Genomic DNA, 19,836 nt, shown 5'->3' with positions numbered 1-19,836 from the left:
GGAAATCCGGGGCCGTGCCCGGCGGCAAGGTTCACGGCAATGGCGAATTTTATGGGCGTCCGCTGCCTTGGTCGAAGGCGGTTGCCCTTTAAAGGTGCAGATGCGGAAAACTTCTCGCACATGCAAAAATTTGGCGTTTAACCTCTTTGAAAACTGATCTAGTCTGTTGCTTAACGGGGCTGGCCTTGACCGTCCCTATAAACAGACATGACAGTGCGAGGGGGCAATGAACTCCAGACCGTATGCTGGCATGCGCTCGATTGAGCAGACGGGCAAACGAACGAAATTTGTCTACAGGATTGTCGCTTTCACCGCAGTATTCGTGGCGTTGGCTTTCAGCGTCCTGGGATATGTCATTTATTCCGTCTCAAGCGATACTCTGACCACCCAGATCAATACTCAGATCAAATCGACGGGAGAGTCGGCCGCCGATGGCATCCAGAAATGGCTGATGGGCCGGGTTTCGCTGGTGCGGAACCTGGCCGATGACGTGGCGGCCGGCGACGGCGCCCATGTCATGGGCCTGCTGCAGGGACCGACGTTGAGCGGCACCTTCAGCCCCGTCTATTACGGCGACACCGCCGGCGTCTTCACCATGGTTCCGGCCTTGGATTTGCCACCGGGCTATGACCCGCGCCAGCGCGGCTGGTACAAGGCGGCCGATGCCGCGAAGCAGACCATCATGACGCAGCCGTATGTCAGCGCGTCGGGCGGCAACCTGGTGCTGACCATCGCCAGCCCTGTCATGAAGAATGGCGCGCTGGCGGGTGTGGCCGCGGGCGACCTGGACCTGGAGATGGTCAAGACCTTCTTGAAGTCCTTCGATCTGGGCGGCAACGGCCAGGTGTTCCTGATCGACGGCGACGGCACGGTGCTGGTCCATGCCGACAAGGACCGGGTGATGAAGAAGCTGGCCGAGGGCTTCGACATCCAGCAGCACCTGGGCCGCACGCCGGAGCAGCAGGGCGACACCCTGACCTCCTTCTATCCCATCAAGGACCTGCCCTCGGCCCGCTGGTACGTGGGTGTGACCATGGATGCGACCAAGGCCTTCGGGCCCCTGCGCTCCCTGGGCATGCTGATCATGGTGGCCACGGGCGTCACGGTGGCGGTGCTGGTGCTGCTGCTGGGGGCGGTGACCTACCGCCTGGTGGCGCGGCCCATCGATGAGATCACCGGCACCATGATCGCCCTCAGCGAGGGTGCCGTCGACGTGCCCACGCCGGCGCTGGACCGGCGGGATGAGATCGGCGCCATGGCCCGCGCGCTGGAGGTGTTCAAGCGCAATGCGGCCGAGGTGGGCAAGCTGCACCAGGAACGCACCCAGCTGCAGGAGGCGGCGGAGCGGGAACGCCGCGCCACGGCGGAACGGCTGGCCAACGACTTCGAGGCCAACGTCTCCTCCGTCCTGAGGCTGGTGGCCCAGGCCAGCGGCCAGGTGGACGCGCAGAGCAACCATCTGGCGGCCGGCCTGGCCGACGCGCGGCGCAGCAGTGACGCCGTGCGCGCGGCCACGGACGAGACGTCCAGCAGCGTGGAGACGGTGGCGGTGGCGGCGGAACAGCTGTCCGCCTCCATCGGCGAGATCGCGACCCGGGTGACCGAGAGCGCCGAGATCGCCACCGACACGGCGTCGCGCGCGGAGACGGCGCGCCAGACCATCGAACACCTGGCCGGCCAGATGGAAAAGATCACGGAGATCGTGAACCTGATCACCCAGATCGCCAGCCAGACCAACCTGCTGGCCCTCAACGCCACCATCGAGGCGGCGCGGGCGGGTGAGGCGGGCAAGGGCTTCGCCGTCGTGGCGTCGGAGGTGAAGAACCTGGCCAACCAGACGGCCAAGGCGACGGACGAGATCACAGCGCAAATCGAGGCGACGCAGCAGGCCAGCGGCCGGGCGGTGGCCGAGGTGCGCACCATCGCCCAGGTTTCGGCCAAGGCGCAGGAGGTGGCGGCCGGCATCGCCTCGGCCGTGGAACAGCAGGGGGCGGCGACGCGGGAAATCTCGCAGAACGCCAGCATCGTGGCCCGCGGCACCCGCGCCGTCACCACCAACATCCACGCCGTCAGCGACGTGGTGGTGGACAGCGCCGACCGCGCCAGCCACGTGCTGGGCACGGCCGGGGAATTGGCGCAGCAGCTGAAGACCCTGGACGAACAGGTCAGCCGCTTCGTCACCGCGGTGCGGGCGGCCTGACGGAACGCATCCAATCCGCCGGTCGGGGGTTATGGTCCGAACGCGACCCAACCCCCACCGGACGGAGGATGCCATGGCACCGGAACCCAAGGACCAGCCCACGAACGGACGCCCCAACCCCGACGCCGTGCCTCCCGGCACCCCCGGTGCCGGTGAGAACATCTGCCGCCGCTGCGCCGGCACCGGCACGGTGGACGGGGCGCCCTGTCCGGAGTGCGGCGGCACGGGCAAGGTGGTGACGCCGGTGGGTGGCGGTTAATACCCCGGTCATCAGGTCCCATCTGGCGGCGGCCCCGCAAACATGACAGGTTGTGCGCCTGTACCGGGAGCGGGGCCCGGGCCGACAGAAGAACAATGCAGATGGGACCCACATGACTTCACGTTTGCACCGGGCGGCGTTCGCGCTGGCCCTCACGCTGGGCGTCGCACCCTGCGCGCTGGCGGCTTCCCCAGCCCCCACCGGCACCACGCCAGAGGCGGTCACCCCCGCCCACACCCTGACGCCGCGCGACGCCTTCGCGCTGGCGCAGGCCAAGGACGTGCAGATCAGCCCGGACGGCAAGCGCATCGCCTATACCCGCTCGTCCGAAGACATCATGACAGACAACGCCCGCAGCGAGGTCTGGCTGGTGGACGTCGCCAGCGGCCAGCAGACCCCGCTGGGCGTCCCGGGCAGCAGCCGGGCGCGCTGGTCGCCGGACGGCACCCGCCTGGCCTATGTGGCCAAGGGCCCCGGCGACAAGCCGCAGATCTGGGTGCGCTGGCTAAGTGGTTCCGGCAGCGGGAACAGCGCCGCCATCACCGCCCTGCCGGAAGGCCCATCCGACATCGCCTGGTCGCCGGACGGCAAGCAGATCGGCTTCACCATGTTCGTGCCGGAGGAGGGCAGCAGCTTAGGCTCGCCCCTGGCCGCGCCGGAGGGGGCGAAGTGGGCCGACCCCATCAAGGTCATCACCACCATCAACTATCGTGAGGATGGCGAGGGCTATGTCCGCCCCGGCTTCAACCACATCTTCGTCGTGCCCGCCGATGGTGGCGCCCCGCGCCAGCTGACCAACGGCCAGTATGACGACGGCGGCGCCCTGTCGTGGATGCCCGATGGCCGCCACATCGTGTTCAGCACCAACCACGGCAAGGACTGGGAACGCGATCCCCTGAACTCCGACGTCTTCTCCGTCGATACCACCACCGGCGGCCTGACCCAGCTGACCACGCGCCACGGTCCCGATCAGGAACCGGTGGCATCGCCGGATGGCAAGCACATCGCCTTCGTCGGCTTCGACGACAAGGAGCTGGGCTACCAGAACAGCGTGCTGTCGGTCATGAACGCCGACGGCAGCGACGTGCGGGCCCTGACGGCCGGCTTCGACCGCGACCTGGGCAGCCCGCGCTGGGCGGCGGATGGCCGGTCCATCTACGCCACCTACACCGACCACGGCGTCACCAAGGTGGCCCGCGTCACCCTGGATGGCAAGGTCACCACGGTGGCCGAGGGCTTGGCCGGCAGTGAGCTGGACCGCCCCTATTCCGGCGGCGGCTTCAGCGTGTCCAAGGATGGCGCGGTGGCCTTCCCCTGGGGCGACCCCACCCACCCGGCCGACGTCGGTCTCAGCACCGGTCCGGGAGAGCAGAAGCGCCTGACCACCCTCAACGCCAGCCTCTTCGCCGGCAAGACGCTGGCCAAGGTGCAGCCGCTGCCCACCACCTCCAGCGCCGGCGGCCTGCCCATCGACGCCTGGATGGTGACGCCGCCGGACTTCAACCCGGCCAAGAAGTACCCGCTGGTCCTGGAAATCCACGGCGGACCCTTCGCCAGCTATGGCCCCGTCTGGTCGACGCAGGACCAGCTCTACGCCGCCGCCGGCTACATCGTCGTCTACGCCAACCCGCGCGGGTCGACGTCCTACGGCGAAAGCTTTGCCAACCAGATCCACCACAACTATCCCAGCCAGGACTTCGATGACCTGATGAGCGTGGTGGACGCGGCCATCGCCAAGGGCTCGGTCGATCCCAACAACCTGTTCGTCACCGGCGGGTCCGGCGGCGGCGTGCTGACGGCCTGGATCGTGGGCAAGACCGACCGCTTCAAGGCGGCGGTGACGCAGAAGCCGGTCATCAACTGGACCAGCGAGGTGCTGACCGTCGACGGCTATACCTTCATGGCCAAGTACTGGTTCGGCAAGATGCCGTGGGAGGACCAGGAGCAGTACTGGCGCCGGTCGCCGCTGAGCCTGGTGGGCAACGTCAAGACGCCCACCGCCGTCATGGTGGGCGAGGAAGACCACCGCACACCCCCCAGCGAGGCGGAGCAGTACTACGCTGCCCTGCAACTGCGCAGCATCCCCACGGCCCTGATCCGCGTGCCCGGCGCCAGCCACGGCGGCCTGGCCGAACGCCCGTCGCAGCTGGTGGGCGAGACCAATGCCATCCTGGCCTGGTTCAAGAAGTACCGCACGGATACCGAGGCCAAGTAAGCGGTCTCTGTGCCAAGGAAAAGCCCCGGCCGGGTCGCCCTGGCCGGGGTTTTTTGTCAGCCGGCCTGGCTGTCGAGGAAGTTTTCGATCATCTGGGCGAACCGGGGCGGGCACTCCTGCATGGGGTAATGACCGCAGTTGGGCATCACCATCAGGGTCGCGTTGGGATGCCAGGCGAGGAAGGTGCGTTCCATCGCCGCGGCGTCCAGGCCGGGATCCCTGTCCCCGACCATGACCAAGAATGGTGTCGCCAGCCCGCGCACCTCATCCACGAAATGGGTCGTCCGCATCATGCGCAGATAGTGCGGACGGCACTGGGGCGCCACGCGGTCCCGGTTCTGGCGCAGCTTCACCTCGGCCCACTGGTCCGACAGGCCCGTCACGTATTTGACCAGGCGGCGGAAGGCGTCGTCGTCCTCACAGGTGCGGGCGAAGAAGGCTGCGGCCTCGTCCGGCAAGGGGTTGCCGGCGGCGGAGAGGGGGCAGACAGCGACCGCGCTCTTGATGCGCGACGGCACGTCGGCCGCCAGGCGCTGCGTCGCCATGCCGGTCATGGAATGGCCCACGACATGGAAGCGGGACCAGCCGAGACGATCGGCCACGGCCAGGCAATCGGCGGCGATCTCTTCAATGGTATAGTCGCCCGCCAGGTGCATGGACCGGCCGTAACCGCGCAAATCCACCAGGGCGTAGGTGAAGCGGTGAATGTCCAGATAGGGTAATGCCAGTTGGTAATTGCGGCTGTCGCCCAGCCAGTCATGCAGGACCAGCACGGGTTCCGGCCCCGTGCCGTGCAACGTGACGCCCAGGATGTCTGCGGTCATTTCGAATTCCTTTTCAAGGCTGCGGGGAAGCCAAAAAGGAAACGCCCTTCCGGCAGACCGGAAGGGCGTTCGAAACTGGGACCAGTCTTATCATACCTCGGCGCGAAGTCAACTCACTCCGCCGGTACCGCCCGGGGATAATGGGGCGCTTCCTCGTGCGCCGCCGCCCCGTCCGCCTTCACACGGAACCACAGGGCGTAGAGGGCGGGCAGGAAGACCAGGATCAGCACCGTGCCCACGGCTGTGCCGCCGATCAGCACGTAGGCCATGGACCCCCAGAACACCGACTGGGTCAGGGGGATGAAGGCCAGCACGGCGGCCAGGGCCGTCAGGATGACGGGCCGCGCCCGCTGCACCGTGGCCTCGATCACCGCGTGGTAGGGCGACAGCCCTTCCTCCTGGTTGGTGTGGATCTGGCCGATCAGGATCAGGGTGTTACGCATCAGGATGCCCGACAGGCCGATCAAGCCCAGGATGGCGTTGAAGCCGAAGGGCTGGTGGAAGATCAGCAGGACGGGCACCGCACCCACCAGGCCCAGGGGTCCCGTCAGGAACACCATGGCCATGGCCGACAGCGACCGGGTCTGCAGCACCAGCACCAGCAGGATCAGGGCCGCCATGATGGGGAACATGGGCGCCAGCGCGGCGTTGGCCTTGCCCGCTTCCTCGATGTTGCCGCCCATGTCGATGCGGTAGCCGGCGGGCAGCTTGGCGATGACGGGGGCCAGGGCCTTCTCGATGGCCATGGACACCTGGGGCGGCTGCAGGGCTTCGTCGATGTCGGCCTGCACGGTGATGGTGGGCACGCGGTCGCGGCGGCGCAGGATGGGCTCCTCCGCCCGCACTTCCACATGGCCGATCTGGCTCAGCGGTACCAGGCGCCCGTCGGCGCTGGTCAGGGTCATGTCGCCCAGGCGGGCGGGGTCCAGGCGGTCGGGGCCGGCGCTGCGGGCCGTCACCTGCACCACGCGGATATCCTCGCGCACCTGGGTCACCGGGGCGCCGGTCAGCAGGAACTGCAGCTGCTGTGCGGCGTCGGTGGGGTTCAGGCCGATCAGGCGCAAGCGGTCCTGGTCCAGCACGAAGTGCAGGGTGGGCGCCCGCTCGCCCCAGTCCTGGTTCACCAGGCGGGTGTCGGGGTTGGCCCGCATGACGGCCTGCACCTCATCGGCGATGCCGCGCAGCACCGCCACATCGGGCCCGCTGACGCGGAACATGACGGGGAAGCGCGAGGGCGGGCCGAACACCAGCTGCGACACGCGCACCCGGGCCTCCGGCGCCAAACCATCGGATATCGCCTGGCGCAGGTTGTCCTTCAGCCGGTCGCGCGCCTTGTCGTCCGGGGTCAGGACGATCATCTTGGCGAAGGACGGGTCGGGCAGCTCGGGGTTGTAGGACAGGAAGAAGCGCGGCGCGCCCTGGCCGACATAGGTGGAGACGATCTTCGCCTCCGGCTGCCGGCGCAGCCAGTCCTCAACCTTCTTGGCGGCGGCGCTGGTGGCCTCGATGCTGGTGCCCTCGGGCATCTGCACCTCCGCCATGATCTCCGGCCGGTCGGAGGTGGGGAAGAACTGCTGCTTGACGAAGCCCATGCCCACGCCGGCCAGCAGGAAGGTGCCGACCACGGCCAGGGCCACCCGGCCGCGATGGTCCACCGCCCAGGTGATCAGGCGGCGCAGGCGCTGATAGCGCGGGGTGGCGTAAATCGCGGCGTGCCCGCCGGGGATGGGCCGGATGTTGGGCAGCAGCTGGACGCCCAGGTAGGGCGTGAACACCACCGCCACCACCCACGAGGTGATGAGGGCGAAGCCCACGATCCAGAAGATGTTGCCGGCATACTCGCCCGCCGTGGACCTGGCGAAGCCCACGGGCGTGAAGCCGATGATGGTGACCAGGGTGCCGGACAGCATGGGGGCGGCCGTATGGCTCCAGGCGTAGGCGGCGGCCTTGATGCGGTCGTACCCTTCCTCCAGCTTCACCACCATGATCTCGATGGCGATGATGGCGTCGTCCACCAGCAGGCCCAGCGAGATAATCAAGGCGCCCAGGGTGATGCGGTCGAAGGCGCGGCCGGTGACCTGCATGATGACGAAGACGGCGGCCAGGGTCAGCGGCACGGCGGCGGCCACGACGATGCCCACGCGCCAGCCCAGGCTGGCCAGGCTGACGAACATCACCACGCCCAGGGCCACGAAGAACTTCAGCATGAACTCACCCACCGCCTCGTGGATGTTCACCGCCTGGTCGCTGACCTTGCTCAGCGTCAGGCCCACCGGCAGTTCGGCGGCGATCTTCTTTTCTTCAGCATCGAGGGCCTTGCCCAGTTCCAGACCGTTCCAGCCGTCCTGCATGACCACGCCCAGGGCCAGGGCCGGGTCGCCATCGTGGCGGATCAGGTAGGTGGGCGGGTCCTCATAGCCGCGCTTCACCTCGGCCACGTCCGACAGCTTGAAGGTGCGGCCGCCGGCGACGATGGGGGTGTTGCGGATCTTCTCCAGGTCATCGTAGGCGCCATCCAGGCGGATGAAGACCTGGGGGCCGTCGGTGTCGATGGACCCGGCCGGCGTCACCGTGTTCTGACGGGCCAGGGCGTCGAAGATGTCGCGGGCGCCGATGCCCAGGGTGGCCAGGCGGGCGTAGGTGAAATCGACGAAGATGCGCTCGGGCCGTTCGCCCAGGATGTCGATCTTCTTCACGCCGGGCACGTGCAGCAGGCGCTGGCGCAGGGTTTCCGCCTCGCGCGTCAGCTGGCGGGCGGGCATGCCCGGCGCCTTGACCGCGTAGACGGCGAAGTCGGTGTCGGAGTACTCGTCGTTCACGAAGGGGCCTAGGGCGCCGGACGGCAGGGTGCGGGCCTCGTCCCCCAACTTCTTGCGCGCCTGATAGAACTGCTCCGGCACGGCCGAGGGCGGCGTCTTGTCCTGCAGCGACAGGGTCATCAGCACCATGCCCGGCCGGGTGAAGGTCTCCACCTTGTCGTACCAGCGCAGTTCCTGCAGGCGCTTTTCCAGGGGCTCGGCCACCAGATCCTGCATCTCCTGCGCCGTGGCCCCGGGCCAGACGGCGCTGACGGTCAGCACCTTGATGGTGAAGGCGGGGTCCTCGGCGCGGCCCAGCTTCAGGAAGGCGAGGACGCCCGACAGGGTGATGGCGATCAACAGGAACAGGGTGATGGCGCGTTCGCGGACCGCCAGGGCCGACAGGTTGAAGCCGCTCATTTCAGCACCGCCTGGGCGGGGGCCGCGTTCTGCGCCACACGCACCTTTTCGCCCTCGTGCAGGAAGTGGCCACCCAGGGCCACCACCCGCTCGCCGGCCTTGACACCGCCCAGCAGGGTGGCCTCTTCCGCGCCCAACTGGCCCACGGTCACCGGGCGGAAGGCGATGGTCGCCCGATCACCGCTGACGGGATCGCCGCCGGCTTCGGGCGTGAGCACCCAGACGCCGGGGCCCTTGCCCTCGTCGTTCAGGGCACCCAGGGGGACGGAGACGGGCGGGGTGTCGTCGCCGGTCAGGGACAGGTGCACCGTCACCGTGGCGCCCAGCGGGGCCTGGGCGGCGGCGCCATCCAGGACGTAGCGCGCCTCATAGGTGCGGGTCTGGGTATCGGCGGCATCCGACAGCTGGCGCAGGGTGGCGGGCGCGCGCACGGCGCTGCCATACAGGGTGGCGGTGGCGTGGGAGCCCACCGCCGGCCGCACCGTTTCCGGCAGGTTCACCGCCGCCTCGCGCGGGCCGGCATGGGCCAGGCGCACGACGATCTGGCCGGCGGTGACTACCTGGCCCGGTTCGGCCAGCGTATCCATCACCGTGCCGTCGGCGTCCGCCACCAGGGTGGTGTAGGCGGCGTCGTCCTGCGCCACCCGCAGCTGGGCCAGCGCCGCGTCCAGTTGAGCCTGGGCGCCGTCGGCCGCGGCCTTCTTCTGGTCGTAGGCGGAGGGGGAGACGGCGCCGTTGCCCACCAGGGCGCGATAGCGCGCCTCATCCGCCCGGGCCTGGGTCAGCGTGGCCTTGATCATGGCCACCTGGCCCTGCTGGGTGGTGATGGCGTGGGCGTAGTCGGTGTTGTCCATGCGCATCAGCGGCTGGCCGGCCTTCACGGTCTGGCCGGGGTCCACCAAACGCTGGGTGACCTTGCCTGCGACGCGGAAGCCCAGTCCGCTCTGCACCTTGGCGGTGACGACGCCGACATAGGCGCGCTCGTCGCGCGCCGCCGGCTGGGCCGTGGCGACGCGCACCAGGCGTTCGGCCGTGCGCGGGTCGGGGGCAGGCTTGTCACAGGCGGAAAGCGAGGTGCCGGCCAGGGCCAGAACGGCCAGGGTCAGCAGGCGGGAAGATACGGGGTGCCGCATGGCGAAGCTCCATCCCTGAAGGAGCCTCGACCATACAGACAAGTGACGATCTCGTCAATCCGTCACTCGTAACGCTTCATACGTTACTTATTACATGTCAGGGGCGCAAGCTGCGCAACACCAGTCCACCGACCGCCGCCGTGGCGGCATCCAACATGTCCAGCTTCTCTTCCAGCATCAGGGGATGGGCGAAGGGCCATAGCGTCTCCTCGATCGCCAGGCACACCTCGTCCAGCGGGGTCTCGCGCTCGAACTCCCCCGCCTCGCGCCCGGCGACGACCAGCGCGCGCACCATGTCCCGCAGCTCTTCCTCGTACGTCGTGCCGGCGTGCCAGTTCTCGGTGACGGCGGTGACGACGATGTCGTGGAGCCGGCGTTCCTCGAAAAACAGGTCGGCACCGGCCCGCGCCAGGGTGGGATAGACGCGGCGCAGGCGTTCGCCCGCCGACAGGGGCTCCGCCATGATGGCGCGCAGCTGGGTGGTGATCTCGCCCAGGCAGCGGGCGCAGATGGCCTCACCGATGGCCTGTTTGCTGCTGAAGAACTTGTAGATGTAGGCGGTGGACAGGCCGATGGCCTTGGCCAGGTCCGCCACCGTGGTCTTGTGATAGCCGTAATGGCGGAAGTGCTGGTCGGCGGCTTCGACGATCTGGGCGCGGCGTTCATGGTCGAGGGGACCGCGCTGTCCGGCGGAGGCCGGGCTCGCGGGGGTGGGGCGCGCTGCGGTGGTCATGGGCGTGCGACCTTCAAATGATGAGATCCGGGCGGATCGGTCCGCCGCCCCTTATGTATGTGATAAATGACACATTGACAATATCGTCACTCATAGAGTGCGCGGAATAGCCACGGGCATCCAGTCGAAACGGTCAGGCGAGGAAGTCCAGGAAGGCGGCCAGCACCTCGTCCGGCCGTTCCTCCTGCAGGGTGTGGCCGCAGTCCAGCGCCCGGCCGCGCACATCGTCGGCCTTCTCCCGCCACGTGGCCAGCACGTCGTACAGCTGGCCCACCGTGCCATGCGCCCCCCACAGGGCCAGCAGCGGCGCCGTCACCCGCCGGTGGGCATCGGCCGCGTCGTGCGCCAGGTCGATGGTGGCGGCGGCGCGATAGTCCTCGCAGATGGCGTGGCGGGTGGCGGGGTCCCGGTAGCAGCGCAGATACTCGGCGAAGGCCGCCGGTTCGGTGGCGCCGGCGGTCTTGTTCTGCCGGTCGATGTGGCTGCGCAGGAAGAATTCCGGGTCGGCGGCGATCAGCCGTTCCGGCAGGGGCGCCGGCTGGATCAGGAAGAACCACCAGAAATACCGGGTGGCGAATTCCTGGTTGGTCAGGGCGTACATGGTGGCGGTGGGTGCCACGTCCAGAAGGGCCAGGCGGCTGACGGCGTCCGCATGGTCTAGCGCCATGCGGTGCGCCACCCGTCCGCCCCGGTCATGGCCGGCCACGGCGAAGCGTCCATGCCCCAGCGCCCGCATCAACAGCACCAGGTCCAGCGCCATGGCGCGCTTTGAATAAGGGCTGTGCTCCGCATCGCTTTCTGGCTTGGCGCTGTCGCCATAGCCGCGCAGGTCGGCCGCCACCACGGTGAAACGCCGGGCCAGGGCCGGGGCGATCTTGCGCCAGGTGACGTGGGTCTGCGGGTGACCGTGCAACAGCAACAGGGACGGCCCGTCACCGCCGATGGCCGCCCGCAGGGTGACCCCGGTATCGACGGTGACGTCCGCCAGGCGGAAGCCGGCCAGGAAGGGGCTGGGGCCCCGCTCAACGAAGATCGCGTTCATGCCGCCAGCATGCCCCCAGCCGGTTGCCGGCGGTGATGCAAGCTTTGCATAAGCCGATGCTCAGCTTTCGGCCAGTTCCAACTCATCAGGCAAGGCCGCCGCCAGTTCGGCCCAGTCCAGCTCCTGCTCCAGGGTGTGGAACACGTCATCGTCGATCCGTCCGCTGCGGCGCAGGTTGGCCAGGGCGCGGCGCTTGGCGGCGATGGTCTCGCGGCGCAGCTGGGCGGTTTCGCTGGCCTCGCGCGGGTGCCGGCCGCTGGATATTGCAGCGCGGTCGCGCTCATAGATTTCGCGCATCAGGCGCGCGCCGTCACCGTCCTTGTCCTCCAGGCTGGCCAGGGCGGCGTCCAGCAGGGCGCCGCGGGCGAACGTCAGATCCTGGCTCAGGCTGTCGTCCGCCGGAAAGCGCAGCAGGCGGATCAGCGGCCCCAGGGTCAGGCCCTGCGCCACCAGGGTGCCCAGCACCACGGCCAGGGCGCACAGCACGATCAGGTCGCGCTCGGGGAATCCCTCCGGCAGCGCCAGCGCCGTCGCCAGCGTCACCAGCCCGCGCATGCCGCACCAGGATACGACCAGCCCCTGGGCCAAGCTGGGCGGCTGGTCGTACCAGCCCCAGCGGGCGATCAGGTTGACCAGGCGGTTGTACAGCATGACCCAGGCCAGCCGCACGCCCACCACCACCGCCAGCACCGTGCCTGCGAATTCCAGGGCGCGGTCCAACTGCCCGTCGCCCAGGTGGCTCAGGATGCTGCGCGCCTGCAGGCCGGTCAGCAGGAAGGCCAGGACGTTCAGCAGGAAAACCACCGTGCCCCACACGGCGTAGGTGTTGACGCGGTCGCGGGCCCGCTGGCGGTAGGGCACGTGGTGGGCCAGGGTCATGGCGTTGGCCACCACGGCCAGGATGGCGGACAGGTGCAGCCGGTCGGCGATGACCCAGACGGTGAAGGTGCCGGCGAAGCTGGCGATGGTCCCGCCCAGCGTGCCTTCCAGCGGCCGCGACAGCACGATGTAGGCGCGCGCCGTCAGGTACCCCAGCAGCAGGCCGCCGGGTACGGCCAGCGCCACCTCCGGCGCCAGCTTCTCCAGGCTGCCGTCCCGCGCCCAACCCACCGCCGTGGCGAAGATCAGCAGGGCCACGGCGTCGTTCAGCAGGCTTTCGCCCTTCAGCACCGTGACGGTGCGGCGGGGCAGGCTGAAGCGGCCCAGCATGGTGGTGGCCGCCGCCGCGTCCGGCGGGGCGACGATGGCGCCCAGGGCCACGGCCGCGACCAGGGGCATGCCCGCCAGGGCCACGCCGGCCCAGGCGACGGCGGCTGTGGTCATCACCACGGCCAGGCCGGCCAGCGCCACCAGCGGTATCCACAAGGGCCGCAGGGATCGCGGGGGCAGATCATAGGCGGCGTCCAGCAGGGTGGGGGCGATGAACAGGGTCAACGCCAGGCGCGGGTCCATGCTGATCTGGGGTGACCAGGGCAGGGCCGCCACCAGCCCGCCGGCCAGGGCCAGCAGGGCGGGGTAGGGCACGGCCAGGCGGCGCGACACCTGCAACAGCAGGATGGCGACCACCACCAGCGTCAACATGCTTTCAAACAGCGCCACGTTGATCCCCGCCTTCCCCAAGCCGGGGCAACCTAGCATTTCGCCGGCGTCAGGGCAGCCGTCAGGCGGGGCGTTCGGCGGATTCTTCCGCCAGGGTGATCAGGTCACCCTGCAAGTTGCCGTCGTCGCTGGAACAGACGCCCAGCACCAGGGCGCGCTCGCAATCCTTGGCCAGGTAGGCATGGCCCATCATGCTGTCGATGTAGATGCCCTGGCCCTGGCGCAGGGTGACGGGGGCGTAGAATTCCAGGTGCACCTCGATGGTGCCCTCGACCACATAGATGAACTCCTCCCCCTGGTGGCGGACCAGGTCGCCGAACTCCGCCAGGGTGTGGGCCAGCACCTGGGTCAGGATGGGCACCATGCGCTTCCGCCGCAGGTCGGTGCAGAGGTATTCATAGTCGTAGGCGCCGGTGTGGATGCGCACGGAATTGCTGTCGCCGGTCAGGCTGCGCCGGCCGGTAATGACGGGCGGGGCGCCCTTGGCGGCAGCGCCGGGGCCCCGGTCCTGGGCCAGGAATTCGGCCATGCTCAGGCCCAGCCGGCCGGTGAATTGCTCCAGCTTGTCGTAGCTCAGCGACAGCTTGTCGCCTTCCACCTTGGCCAGGGTGGACAAGGGGATGCCCACCTTCTCGCTCATCTGTTTCAGGGTCCAGCCATTGCGCTGGCGCAGCGCGCCGATCAACTGGCCCAGGGTGGCATTCTTCTTCATCCGGTGGTCCATGGGGACGTGACCCGCCTTTATTCCAGCGGCACGCCCGGTTCGCAAGCGGCACCGGCCAGCCGGGATGGCAACACGTTAGCCAGCACCAGCCCCTCGGCCATGATGTCGTCGGGCACGGGGCGGTCCAGCACCAGGCTGGCCGCCAGCCGCGCCAGCGCCGGTGCCATCTGGATGCCGTAGCCGCCCTGGCCGGCGCACCAGTACAGGCCAGGCACGGCGATGTCGGGGCCCACCACCGGCTGGCGGTCGGACGCGAAGGTGCGCAGGCCGGCCCAGCTGTGGGTGACGCGGCGCACCGGCAGGTCCAGCGCCTGCTGCACCCGGTCGACGGCGATGGCCACGTCCAACTCATCCGGCAGGGCGTCGCAGGGCTCGCTGGGGGTTTCGTCCGCCGGGGACAGCAGCAGCTTGCCGGCGTCGGGTTTCATGTAGAACTGCTCATCGGTGTCGAAGACGCCGGGCCAGCGGTCGGTGTCGTGGCCCGGCGGCGGGTCGACCAGCAGGGCGGTACGCTTCAGCGGCGTGAGCCCCAGGGGGGCGGCACCGAAGGCCTGGCCCACCCGCTCCGCCCAGGCGCCGGCGGCGTTCACCACCTTGGGGGCCGCCACCTCGCGCCCATCCACGCGCAACACCCACAGATCGTCCTCGCGGCGAGGCTGGTTGGCCGCCGCGTCGGTCAGCAGGGTGGCGCCCCGGCGCTTGGCCAGGCGCAGATAGCCCTGGTGCAGGGCGTCGACATCGATGTCCATGGCGCTGCCCGTTTGCGCCAGGGCGGCCATCGCCACGTACTCCGGCCGCAACAGGGGCATCTGGGCCATGGCGTCGGCCACGGGTATCGTCCGCACGCTGTCGCCAATCTCCGCCAGGAAATCGACCAGGCGGGGCGCCTGCGCCGCTGTGGCGACGTACAGCAGGCCGCGCGGCGACAGCAGCGGATGGTCGGTGAAGCCCTCGGGCGGCGCATCGAAAAAGGCCCGGCTGGCCCGGGTCAAGGCCCGTACGTCGGGCCCGCCATAGGCGGCGGCGTAGAGGGCGGCTGATCGCCCGGTGGCATGCACGCCCGGCCGCGCCTCCGCCTCCAGCACCAGCACCCGCGCGTGGGGGCTCAGCTCTGCCGCCAGGGCGGCCCCGCCCATGCCGGCACCGATGACGATGACGTCATACCTTTCCAATTCCATCTCCCAGCCGGCGATATTCTCCAATTAGAGAAAAGATTTGGCACGCGGGCATTCGGCTGTCCAGCCGCAATATCGCGATCGGATGGTTATGTTTCAGGCGTATTCATAAAATGAAACACCATAAATGTGATATTTAACAATAGGTTATATAACAATGCCCATGCCATTCAGATGAGATTATTCTCACTTCGGAGAAACAATCTCTTGACAGGAAATACGGCCGTCGCGAACTATCCCGTCAACGGCAGGAGGGCTGCGATGGGCAAGGGAACGGGCGACGGCGCGGGCTTAGTCCCGGCTGCGGCGGAGGGGGCGAGGGCGGCAGTGGATGGTGCCGTCCTGGACGCGGTCTTCGCCGCCCTGGATACGACCCATCTGCCAGGCGTGGCGGTGGGGGTGGCGCTGGATGGCGTGCCGCTCTATCGCAAGGGCTTCGGCTTGGCCAGCCTGGAGCTGCCGGTCACCCTGTCGCCCACCATCCGCATGCGCATCGGCTCCACGACCAAGCATTTCGGCGCCCTGGCCTACATGCTACTGGTCGAGGCGGGGTTGGCCGGGCTGGACGACCCCGTGGCCAGGCATGTGCCGGAGATGGCGCGGGCGGCGGCCGGTGTCACCATGCGCCAGCTGATGACCCACGTCAGCGGCCTGCGCTGCAGCCTGGAATTGGCGCTGCAGCTCAGCGGCCCCGGCCACCATCTGTCCACCGCCGACTGCATGCGGCTGATGGCCGATGATGACGACGTGAATTTCCCGGCAGGGGAGGAGTGGTGCTACAACAACGGCGGCTACGTCCTGCTGTCGCTGGCCATCGAGCGTCTGTCGGGGATGAGGCTGGGCGACTTCTTCCGCGACCGCCTGTTCCGCCCCCTGGGCATGAACGACACCCTGCTGCGCCTGGTCGACACCGACTATGTGCCCAACAGCGCGTCCCTGCACATGGTGGACGGCAAGGGCGGCTATTACCGCCAGCCCATCGGGGCGGAGATCGCGGCCGAGGGCGGCATCGTCTCCACCGCCGATGACATGCTGCGCTGGCTGGCCCACCTGCGCGCCGCCCTGGCCGGCCGGCCGACGGTGGGCAGCGCCGAGACCTGGCGCCGCATGGTGGAGCCGGCGGTGCTGGCCAACGGCTATGTCACCGGCTATGGGCTGGGCCTGATGGACACGCCTTACCGCGGGGTGCGCACGGTGCATCACGCCGGCGGGGTCATGGGCGGGTCCAGCCAGATGATCACCCTGCCCGACCATGGGCTGGACATCATCATCATGGCCAACCGCGCCGGCCTGGACCCCATCGATCTGGCCGCCCGCGTCATCGATGCCTGCGTGCCTGGCTTAGGTCCCAAGCTTGAGCCGTATGAGGGCATCATCCCCACCGGCACCTATTATAGCCCACACAACGGCGGCACCTTCGGCCTGGCGCGACAGGGGGGCAAAGCCGTCATCAGCATGGGCGGTATGGGCCTGCCCCTGGTGCGGACGGACGATGGCCTGCTGCGCCCCAACGTCGCCGTCTTCCACATGGGCCTGGACGTGCCGGAAACGGAAGAGGCGCCCAAGACCCTGCGCGCGGTGGAGTTCGGGGTGGAGCGGGAACTGGTGCTGCTGGAACCGGACCCCGCGGCCGATCTGCGCCCCCGGGCCGGCCGCTATGCCGCCGCCGCCTCCGGCACGACGGCGGTGGTGGAGCCTGACGGGGATGGCCGGACGGGCCGTCTGGTCCTCACCGGCCGCCATGGCACTCTGCGCCACCGCCTGGCGAACCTGGCGCCCGGCCTGTGGGACGCCAAGCCCCTGGATCTGCCCGTGCCCATCGTCGGCGGCCTGATCGCCTTCGACAGTCAGGGCTTTACCTTCAACAGCGGCCGCACCCGCCGGCTGCGCTTCCGCAAGGTGTCCTGATGCGTACCGGTCCCCTCACGGTTTTCGTCGCCGGCCTGGTGCATGAGACCAACAGCTTCTCCCCCCTGCCCACGTCCATGCGGTCCTTCACCAACGACCTGCGGCACTTCGGCGGTGATCCGGCCACCCTGGCGCGGGCGCGGGTGCTGCCGGCCTATGGCGACCTGTTCACGGTGGCGGAAAGGCACGGCGACCGGGTGATCGACGGCCCGACTGCGGGGGCCCAGCCCTCCGGTCCCGCCCCGCGGGGCGTCTATGAGGGCCTGCGCGACGCCCTGCTGGCCGACCTCAAGGCGGCCATGGCGGCGGAGCGGGTGGACATGGTGGTGCTGACCCTGCACGGCGCCATGGTGGCGCAGGACTATCCCGACTGCGAAGGCGACCTGCTGACCCATGTGCGGGCCCTGGTCGGCCCGGACATGCCGGTGGGCGTGACCCTGGATCTGCACGGCAACGCCACCCGCGCCATGGTGGACAGCGGCGCTGTCATCATCGCCTGCAAGGAATATCCCCACATCGATTTCCTGGCCCGGATGGAGGAGCTGTACACCATCCTCTCCGCCATGGCGCGCGGTGGCCCGAAGGCCCGGACCCATATCCGCAAGGTGCCGGTCATGGGCCTGTTCGGCACGACGGAGCAGCCGATGCGCGGCTTTGTCGACCGGCTGGCCAGCTATGAGGGGCGGGACGGCGTGCTGTCCGTCTCCATGATGCACGGCTTCATCTGGTCCGACACGGAACATACCGGCGCCGCCGTCCTGGCGGTATCGGACGGCAGCGATCTCGCCGCTGTCGATCGCGTGCTGGCCACGATCGCCGCCGACTTCCAGGCCATCGTCACGGCGGCCCCCCTGCAGGAGCGCCTGCCCCTGGACCAGGCGGTGGACAAGGCCGTGGGCCTGATGGGGTCCGGCAAGCCGGTGGTCCTGGCCGACAGTTCCGACAATCCCGGCGGCGGGGCGGCGTGCGACAGCACCTTCGTCCTGCGCGCACTGCTGGACCGGGGCGTCCAGGACGTGGCGCTGGGCATGATCTGGGACCCGCAGGCGGCCTTGATCGCGGCCGATGCCGGCGTGGGCGCCGAACTGCCCCTGCGCATCGGCGGCAAGGTCGGGCCCCTGTCCGGCGACCCGGTGGATCTGGAGGTCACGGTGACGGCGGTGCGTGACGACATCCGCCAGCGCGGCCTGGCCACGGACGGCGACGACCCCATCGGCCTGGCCGTGGCCCTGCGCGCCGGCACTTGGGACATCGTGCTGAACAGCACGCGGCAACAGACCTTCTCCCCCGGCTGTTTCACCGAATTGGGCATCGACCTCTCGGCCAAGGCCCTGGTGGTGGTGAAGTCCACCCAGCATTTCCGTGCCACCTTCGACGCCATCTCGTCCGCCACCGTCTATTGCGACGCGCCGGGGTCCTTGAACATGAACCTGGGCGCGCTGCCCTACCGCCATCTGCGCCGGCCCATCTGGCCCCTGGATCCGGTGTCGTGACCGACGCGGCGGTGCCCATGCCGGCGGCGCGAGGCGGGCGGCCTCACACCCTGATGGTCCTGGCGCTGGCCATGATGGCGGGGATGGTGGCGCGCACCCTGCTGTCGCCGGTGCAGGAATTGGCCAAGGCTGATATGGGTCTGTCCGATAACCAGATGGGCCTGATCCAGGGCATGGCGCTGGCGCTGCCCGTGGCGGTGCTGGCGGTGCCCATCGGCCGGCTGGTGGACCGCACCCGGCGGGTGACCCTGCTGCTGGCCCTGTCCGCGCTGTGGATCGCGGGCACGGTCCTGTCGGGCCTGGCCTGGGATTTCGCCAGCCTGTTCGTGGGCCGCATGCTGGTGGGGCTGGGGGCGGCCGGCGCCGTCCCGGCCATCCTGTCGCTGACCGCCGACCTGTCCACGCCGCAACGCCGGGGCCGGGCCGTCATGGTCATGGTGATCGGTCAGGCGGCGGGCATGGCGGCGGCCTTTGCCGGGGGTGGGGCCCTGGTGGGGTCGCTGGCGCCGGTGGCGGGGCTGCCCCTGGGATTGACCGCTTGGCGGGCCACGATGCTGCTGGTGGCGCTGATGATGCTGGCGCCCACGGCCTTGCTGGTCTGGCAGGCGGAGCCGGCGCGGCAGGAGGGGGTGGCCGACGCGCGGCCGGAGGTATCGCCCCGGCTGGGGCCCGCCCTGGCCGAGCTATGGCGCCTGCGCCGCCTGGTGGCGCCCCTGATGGCCGGCATGATCACCGTCAACATGGGCGACGCCGCCGCCACCGTCTGGGCGGTGCCGGTGCTGACGCGATCCTTCGGCCTGCAGCCGGCGGACTTCGGCGGCTGGATGGGCGTGCTGCTGGGGTTGTCGGGGGCGGGCGGCACCGTCCTGGGCGGCTTGGTCGCCGATTGGGGGCACAAGCGCAATGCCCAGGGCGGCATCTTGTGGGGGGCCTTGGGCGGTGCGGGGCTGTCGGTGCCGGCTGCCCTGTTCGCCCTGGCGCCCGGTGTGCCGCTGTTCGCCCTGCTGCTGGCGCTGCTGATGGTGGCGGGCGCCATCGTGGCCGTGGGCGTGGCGTCGGCCATCACCCTGCTGGTGCCCAACCATCTGCGTGGCCTGTGCCTGGGCCTCATGAGCGCGCTGGGGGTCTTCATCAGCCTGGGCCTGGCGCCCAGCATCGTCAGCCTGCTGGCGCAGGCGTTGGGGGGCGAGGAACACCTGCCCCTGGCCCTGGCGCTGGAAGGCGTGGTGGCCAGCCTGGTGGGGGTGCTGACCTTCCGGCGGGCCCTGCGCGCGGCTCGTTCTTAAGGACAACAGACAATAAACCCTTGAATT

14 protein-coding genes are annotated in these 19,836 nt (G+C 69.3%); 6 read left to right on the top strand and 8 right to left on the bottom strand.

Going from position 1 to position 19,836, the window contains the following annotated elements; genetic code table 11:
- Positions 1-328: 328 nt before the first annotated feature.
- The 3 genes from FBZ88_RS02190 (at position 329) to FBZ88_RS02180 (ending at position 4,674) form a co-directional block, all read left to right on the top strand.
- Positions 329-2,200 (top strand): methyl-accepting chemotaxis protein, encoded by a 1,872-nt coding sequence (locus FBZ88_RS02190; protein ID WP_186464155.1) that lies wholly within the window; start codon positions 329-331, stop codon positions 2,198-2,200.
- Positions 2,201-2,273: 73 nt separating this feature from the next.
- The gene (locus FBZ88_RS02185) at positions 2,274-2,459 is read left to right on the top strand and encodes a hypothetical protein (RefSeq protein ID WP_145615191.1); all 186 of its coding nucleotides are present in this window, start codon (positions 2,274-2,276) and stop codon (positions 2,457-2,459) included.
- Positions 2,460-2,571: 112 nt separating this feature from the next.
- On the top strand, positions 2,572-4,674 hold the full coding sequence (locus tag FBZ88_RS02180) for a S9 family peptidase (RefSeq protein ID WP_246138454.1): 2,103 nt from the start codon (positions 2,572-2,574) through the stop codon (positions 4,672-4,674).
- Between the two features lie 56 nt (positions 4,675-4,730).
- Here the strand turns inward: FBZ88_RS02180 and FBZ88_RS02175 are convergent, their stop codons facing one another.
- From FBZ88_RS02175 to FBZ88_RS02140, 8 genes are all read right to left on the bottom strand, one after another.
- Positions 4,731-5,498: an alpha/beta fold hydrolase gene (locus FBZ88_RS02175; protein WP_145615190.1), complete on the bottom strand. Its 768-nt coding sequence runs from the start codon at positions 5,496-5,498 to the stop codon at positions 4,731-4,733.
- A gap of 113 nt (positions 5,499-5,611) precedes the next feature.
- Positions 5,612-8,716, bottom strand: coding sequence for an efflux RND transporter permease subunit (locus FBZ88_RS02170; RefSeq protein ID WP_145615189.1), 3,105 nt, complete (start codon positions 8,714-8,716; stop codon positions 5,612-5,614).
- On the bottom strand, positions 8,713-9,849 hold the full coding sequence (locus tag FBZ88_RS02165) for an efflux RND transporter periplasmic adaptor subunit (protein WP_145615188.1): 1,137 nt from the start codon (positions 9,847-9,849) through the stop codon (positions 8,713-8,715). Before FBZ88_RS02165 ends, FBZ88_RS02170 begins: the two co-directional genes overlap by 4 nt.
- A gap of 97 nt (positions 9,850-9,946) precedes the next feature.
- The gene (locus tag FBZ88_RS02160) at positions 9,947-10,582 is read right to left on the bottom strand and encodes a TetR/AcrR family transcriptional regulator (protein ID WP_088873008.1); all 636 of its coding nucleotides are present in this window, start codon (positions 10,580-10,582) and stop codon (positions 9,947-9,949) included.
- A 133-nt stretch (positions 10,583-10,715) separates the two neighbouring features.
- Entirely contained in the window at positions 10,716-11,624 is a 909-nt protein-coding gene (locus FBZ88_RS02155) for an alpha/beta fold hydrolase (protein ID WP_145615187.1), read from the bottom strand.
- A 60-nt stretch (positions 11,625-11,684) separates the two neighbouring features.
- Positions 11,685-13,223: a cation:proton antiporter gene (locus FBZ88_RS02150; RefSeq protein WP_145615186.1), complete on the bottom strand. Its 1,539-nt coding sequence runs from the start codon at positions 13,221-13,223 to the stop codon at positions 11,685-11,687.
- Positions 13,224-13,284: 61 nt separating this feature from the next.
- On the bottom strand, positions 13,285-13,935 hold the full coding sequence (locus FBZ88_RS02145) for a helix-turn-helix domain-containing protein (RefSeq protein ID WP_145615185.1): 651 nt from the start codon (positions 13,933-13,935) through the stop codon (positions 13,285-13,287).
- Between the two features lie 29 nt (positions 13,936-13,964).
- A complete protein-coding gene (locus tag FBZ88_RS02140) occupies positions 13,965-15,119 on the bottom strand; it encodes an NAD(P)/FAD-dependent oxidoreductase (RefSeq protein ID WP_411861183.1) in 1,155 nt (384 codons plus the stop codon).
- Positions 15,120-15,383: 264 nt separating this feature from the next.
- On the opposite strand from FBZ88_RS02140, the gene FBZ88_RS02135 reads away from it, so the two are divergent.
- From FBZ88_RS02135 to FBZ88_RS02125, 3 genes are read left to right on the top strand one after another with little or no spacing between them, the layout of a single operon-like run.
- On the top strand, positions 15,384-17,030 hold the full coding sequence (locus FBZ88_RS02135; RefSeq protein ID WP_186464154.1) for a serine hydrolase domain-containing protein: 1,647 nt from the start codon (positions 15,384-15,386) through the stop codon (positions 17,028-17,030).
- Positions 17,030-18,523, top strand: a complete 1,494-nt coding sequence (locus tag FBZ88_RS02130; RefSeq protein WP_145615182.1) for a M81 family metallopeptidase — start codon at positions 17,030-17,032, stop codon at positions 18,521-18,523. Before FBZ88_RS02135 ends, FBZ88_RS02130 begins: the two co-directional genes overlap by 1 nt.
- Positions 18,520-19,809, top strand: a complete 1,290-nt coding sequence (locus FBZ88_RS02125; RefSeq protein ID WP_145615181.1) for an MFS transporter — start codon at positions 18,520-18,522, stop codon at positions 19,807-19,809. The genes FBZ88_RS02130 and FBZ88_RS02125 overlap by 4 nt, the downstream gene beginning before the upstream one ends.
- Positions 19,810-19,836: the final 27 nt, after the last annotated feature.

This window comes from Nitrospirillum bahiense, from assembly GCF_007828025.1.
Lineage (GTDB): Bacteria > Pseudomonadota > Alphaproteobacteria > Azospirillales > Azospirillaceae > Nitrospirillum > Nitrospirillum amazonense.
Note: the sequence above shows the minus strand (reverse complement) of the source record. Positions and strands in the feature narration are given on the sequence as shown.